Below are 6405 nucleotides of genomic sequence, written 5' to 3' on the forward strand. Positions count from 1 at the left end.
AAATATCTTAAATAAAGAGCCCCATATTTTTGTTATTCAGGGCCATCTTTGGGGGCGGCAGCACATTCTTTGCCATTTTTAGTTCAAAGGGAAAAAAAATTAATTTGAATTTTGAAAGGAAAAATCTTAAAAAGCATTAAATAAACGGGGTTTTTAATATTTTAATCGCATTAGATTTTGGTTTATAAATGACTTTTTCTTATAAAATATAAATATCTTCGATGGAGCTATAACAAAATTCCCAAAAACCCTGTCACCCCAAAAGATGTTCGACTTCTACTTTTTGCCTTCGTTGCTGTCAAAAATGCCACTTATGTTTTGAGTTGATAAAAAAAAAATGCGGACATTTTAGTAGACATGTCAGAGCGCATGTAGAAGGAATACATGATGAAAAAATAAATGATTCGAGCAAAATTATGGAGGAGACTTTTTAAGAGTAAAGCTCAGGATCGTTATTTTTTCATGTAAATCCTCAGTCTAGCCCTTCAGATTGCTCAAGATTAGATGCATAAATGATTTCCGTCTCAGATTTTTATAAAGCAAAAAAGTACAATCAATACCTTAAAAATGAGTTCGAAAGAATCTTTCTCATTTAATTTTAAAAGGAAAAAACCAAAATTTAGACAATGCTTTTCTGTCTGAGCAAAGTATCAGGAGATGCTTAATAATTCTTCTTTTCTCAAATAAAAGCTATTTTTAATGATATTCCCTATTTTTCTCGAAAACTGGAGCACATTTTTAAAGAAAAAGATTCATTTGATAACCCATACTCGGATATTCGATAGTACATGCAGGAAAAATCAAACTTATTGAACCTTAACAAAATTAAGTCAATTTTATTCGAAAATTACAACATAATTAGACAAAAATGCGCAATTAATTTTATCGCTAAATCTGAGCAATTACCTTTCAAAATTCGAGGATCTGATGTCAAAAATATTAATTTGTAAAATTAATTCAAAAGCAATTAATCTTTTTCAGCATCCCATCGAAAAGTCAGCTCAATTCTCAATAAAATATCAGAATATTTTGAAAAAAAAGTCCTGCAAATTTCTTCAAGATAAATCTTTTTGACCAAAAATGTTCGATTTTGCATGATTGAACACAAAGGAAATTGTCGAGTGTTGCAGAATCATTCTCGACTACTTCAGGATCTGGCCACATTAATTTTGAGTCTTCTGATGGAAAATTTTTCTGAGAGGTATGAACGATTTTTAGATTTAAAATACAATTATTAAGAATAAAAAGAATCTTAAATTACACTTTCTTATACAAAGGCTTGGAATAAAATAAAAGAAATAAAAGGATAAAGGATGAAAAAATCAGAAATAAGAAGATTGGAGGAATTTGCTGAAAAGTTTTGTTTGCATTGGAATAAAATCAGAAATGAGCCAGATATCATGCATGAAGAACTTGAGTAATTTTAAATTTAAAATGAAAGTGAAAATGAAAATAAAAGTTTGTAAAACTCGTTGATAGATGAGGAATCGTTCGAATAGCTTGAGTAAGTGGTCAGAAATTCAATTAACTATGATTTGATTGGGCAAGGGATTCGAAATGACTATTTTGAAGATTACCAAGAAGAAATTTGTTTTTAGAAAATGAAATAATAATCTGAAAAATATAAACTAATTTAAGATTAAATGTTTTAAATTGCCCTTTAGGAAAGGCAAAAATAAAAAATCCAGAACTTAAAGCCCATAAAATTAGGTGTTATAAGGGCCATCGAAAATTAGTCTTTGAGCTTCAGTTTAATCTCATAAAAAAGATAATTTGACAACAAAAAATCATTTGAGGATCAATAAAATCGACCCCAGTAATTTTAATAAAGATTAGAAAGATCCCACAATAGCAGTTCGGAAGAATAGTTTGTTGATGGCACTGTGAAAAGGAAAACTAAGAAAATTAGAAAAAATAAATAAAAATAAAAACACGAAAGCACAGTCCAGCAAATTAATGAAGAAAAATCAAGGTCTAAAATCGAGCAATTCAAGTATAAAATCCGATACAAATTGCGCCAAAATTATAATATTTTCCGAAGGTTACTCAAAGAAAATTATGGATGTATTTCCTCATCCTAGTTCACAAGAGCCAACCACTATTTCTTTGAAAAATATCGCAATGTCCATAGTTTAAATGAGCCAAAAATAAACTAATTTCGTTAATTATCATCTTTTTGTCAATCTTGCAAAAATTGGAAATAAAATAAGGAGCTCAATCTTTGTCCATTATGTGAAGATGTAATTCACGCCAGTTGCTTTCCTTCAAAAAATCGCAAAAAATGTCAAAAATGTCAAGGCCATTTATTCAGTGTTAATCCAGATCCAGATCCAGAGTAAAAATGTAAGTAAATTCAAAAATTGTCACTTACCATTTTGAAATCAAAGAAAACTTTGTACTACAACGTTTTTCCTCCGATGGCAACCCATCAGATATAATAATGTAAGTTGTCACTCGTTAATGCTTTGAAACAAAAACATATGTAATTTTTGTAGGATAACTAATGTTTTTAATACGATTACTTCAAAACCCTTGATTTTGGAATTCAGTAAATGAGCGATGTTGAATTTGAAACTTACGAAAAATATAAAAATCAGCCAATCGGCCCTTTCAAATTAGTTAGAAAACCGATATTTGGGTGGGACGTTGAAACTTTGCATGATTTGAATGAAAAGACCATTATTTGCAGTTACATTGGCTAAACAAAAACTCTCCGTCAAATAGTGTAAAGCCATTAAAAAAGTGACAGTAATTTTATGCTAGTGAATGGGGAATGCGCAGAAAAGACTATTTTTGTCACTGCAAAAATCAAGTCAAACATTTCTCGATTTCTTAATCATTCTTTGAAAGGAAATTGTTCTTCTATTCGAAGGCTATACAAAAATAAGCCAATTATAATTATATTTTCCAACAGGAAAATTAAAAAAGGATAATCTTTGACCTATCAATACAATGGCAGTTCTAAAGCTTACCCCACTCAAGGATATAAGTGATTTGTCATTATATCAATTTTCTGAAACGATTTTTATTTTGTCATCAAATAAAATCAGAGGAGTAAAATCATTTGAATTTTCAACTTTATATCTGCTTTTTATTAAACTAATTTTCTGACTCAATTATCCTCCCCAAATGTTTTATCAATATTACTATCCACCTTGAGATGTGTTTTTTAATAACCGCCATGAGAAAAACGATTAGCCCAGCCACTCCCTTCAAAACAATATTGATCAATGAGTCATTTGAATCTTGTTGTTTAATGCACTCGAGAAGCGATATGCATTCAGTTCCTTCCGGGTTGGAGATGTCACAGTTCTTTTCCTTGAAAGCAGGCCAGCAGTCTGAATCATTGCTTGACCATGAAATCGAATGAGGGGCGAGGAAATAAAGAAAAAGTCCAAAAATGCTGAGTCCAACCAGTAAGACGACGATAAGTTTTGTCCTCTCACCCTGTTTCTCAGGAATCTTTTTTTGACCAATTTTCAGATTTTAGAAATCGGGTGACGAAGTCTTGTCCTTCCAGTATGTGAATTTGCAGCAGGAATGTATTTTAGCCATACCAAAAATTCGTATTTTGCTCTAAAAATTTCATAGAAACATTTTAGTCAGATTAATGAATTGATTAAATCGATTTGGGTAATTATCAAAATGGGTTTGAAGATTGTAGTATTAAAAGTTTTTAATTTAAAGTCGGTAATAATGCTAAATCAAAATTAAAATCATTTGAAAATAATAACAAACCATTTTAAATAGTAATCATTGAGGCAATAATAAACCATGACTTTCCGATTTCCCAACTCAGTTGAAGATTTTCAAAGGGTAATGAATCTTCAATCCCTTAAACATATTATCCGAGAAAAAGCAAGATAATAAAACTTTTAACTCAATTATAAATACATTCTGAGGGGTGGTGTTAACATTTATGTCTACTGCACCAAATGCACCTCCAGAATGAAGTACTCCAAAAATTCAGTCTCCGATTTCTATGATCTAATTTATATGAAAAATACCCACAACCACCCAATCAATTTTCTAGGATCCAAAAAACTTATTTTCAAAGAGTTTCTTAATAAAATTCCAATTGGAATTCCAATCAAAGAGTTTAAGTTTTATGCCAAATCCGAACTTCAGTTGACTGACTCTCAGTTTTATTATTACTACAACAAATTCCGATTCACAGACTTAACTCTTTGGGATTTGTGGACTGATTTGGATTCCAAAAAATACGAATTATTCATTCAACCTCTTGACTAAAAATCTTAACCTTAAAATATTCTTCTAATTTCCCAAAAAATGAAATAAGCTTCCCGCCTTTACAATGACGTTTGTTTTTTCGATATGACCTACAACATTGTTTGTAACCCTTCTCCTAGAGTTTAGCAAAACTGGAAAGTTGGGGTTTTTTGTGGATATTCTTCAACTCGGAGGATTGTTCCGTTTGGATTGGCTCTAACAAAGTCATAAAATAAAGAAAATTTTTTAAAAATTTTACAAAATTTTTGTGAACTTACATCAACAACTCCTAAAGTAATGATCACAGATGATTCCAAAGCCTTCGCAAGCGCCGTTAAAACCTTCAATGAATTAACAGATAAAAAAATTCTCCATCTTTTGGACAATTTTCATGTCTTAAGAAATATAAAAAAAAAATTAAATTAAAAGGGTAAGTTTAAATATTTTATGAAACTCGTCACTTGCAAAAATACCAAGCAATTTGATTACTGGCTTGACGAAGCCGAAAATAATTTGATAACAGAGGGCGATAAAAAGCTACTTGATGAGTTGGTTTAAGACAGAAAAAGGTGCTGCTTTGCTGAAATATAAAAATAATTTATTGGATTTACGAATTGTGACAGTGCAGTTGAAAAAATGAATGATTTAATTAAAAGAGTCCTGCCTGTTCAAAAATAGCTTTCAAAAGTAATTTATACTCTTGTTCACTATTTGGAGGAATTTGGAAGGAAATCTGAATAAATCAGAATTGAATATCAATTGGTTTAAAGATTTTATGGGATCCCAAAAATTGAAGATTTAAGAAGACAAATTGATCAGAAGGTTTTTAATTGTTTTTGGAAAGAGCTTAAAAAGGTGATTAATGTTGAAATCGTGCAGGAGAACGAATATCACTTTACTTTGAAAGACAAATACAATATTTTTTTCATAGTTAAAAAGCCTTAATCGTATTAATGCCAATGTAGTTACTCAATTAAATCTGGGATTCCTTGTTGCCACTAAATTAAATTGGCCATAACTCTTGACATTAATTTTATTGACCTTTTTAACCCAAGATGGTTGGTAAAGAACGAAAAACAAAATTTGAAGGCTAAAATCGGTCGACCAAGAAATACCAGAAGACATTATAAATACTGATTTCTTTCTAAATTTCATTTAATTTACTTATTGTTTTTTGAAAAAATAAAACTTTACAAGAATTAGCGATTGTTTTGTTAGATTTTTGGGGACTGATTGTTAAAAATGAAGGTATTAAAGAAAATCACTCATTTTTTTATTGTTTAAGCTCTTTCAAATAGAGAATAACCTGGTAAAGAGTCAAAAGACCGATTGCAATGAGTGGCAAGGGACAATTTTAAATTACCTCCTCAGCTGTAATTTAAACGAGCTCAACAAAACTGCCCCCGGTTGATTGAATGCATGCAGCTAATTGCTCGCATTTTTCCGACATATTTATTATGCTGCAGGCAGTTTTTGTCCACTCTTGGAGGCAATTCAATGATTTAGATCTCTCAACATCCTGAAATTTCCCGAAAGAGCTGTGGGTCTCGTAGCTTACGTTCATAAAAAATAGCAATGCAATCAGTACCATCAGTTGGATCGGTATCGGAGTTTTATTATTTTCTTCTTCTCCCTTTAAACTTTTGGAATTTCTATTTATTGGCATTTTATTTCACTTTATTATTCACTAAATTATCAAACCCTTATTATTAAAAAAATCTAAAACCCTTTCAAAATTCAAATTAATTTTTTTTCCCTTTGAACTAAAAATGGCAAAGAATGTGCTGCCGCCCCCAAAGATGGCCCTGAATAACAAAAATATGGGGCTCTTTATTTAAGATATTTTATGGTGAAGGCTACAGAAATCCGCCATTGAATTTTGTAAAAAAATGTGCATAAATTTGAATTTTTATACAAATTATACTTTTAAATCAATTGCAGAATAATTAAGCAAAATTTGTTGGAAACATGGGTTTTGGGAATGGTTTGGAAAGGGAGGGCCTTTGAAGTAAAAAAGGCCAGGAAGGTCGAAAAGGAAGGAGAAGCCTTAAAATTGTTTTTAAAATATTTATGCTTTAATTAAATCAATGATTTTTTCATAAATCAAAATCTTTTTAAAATATCAAAAATAAGTTCGTGTATTCTTTCCTGGAAAGGGGTTGGGGTTGGGGTTGG

General features: G+C 30.5%; 2 protein-coding genes. Both read left to right on the forward strand.

What is annotated here, in order from left to right; all coding sequences use genetic code 11:
• The first annotated feature begins 2756 nt into the window (after positions 1–2756).
• Positions 2757–2933: an SET domain-containing protein gene (locus tag ACIQ06_RS15755; RefSeq protein WP_396147881.1), complete on the forward strand. Its 177-nt coding sequence runs from the start codon at positions 2757–2759 to the stop codon at positions 2931–2933.
• 1063 nt (positions 2934–3996) lie between these two features.
• Positions 3997–4251, forward strand: coding sequence for a hypothetical protein (locus ACIQ06_RS15760; protein WP_396147882.1), 255 nt, complete (start codon positions 3997–3999; stop codon positions 4249–4251).
• Positions 4252–6405: the final 2154 nt, after the last annotated feature.

Origin of the sequence: Flavobacterium sp., assembly GCF_044341265.1 — a bacterium.
Lineage (GTDB): Bacteria > Bacteroidota > Bacteroidia > Flavobacteriales > Flavobacteriaceae > Flavobacterium.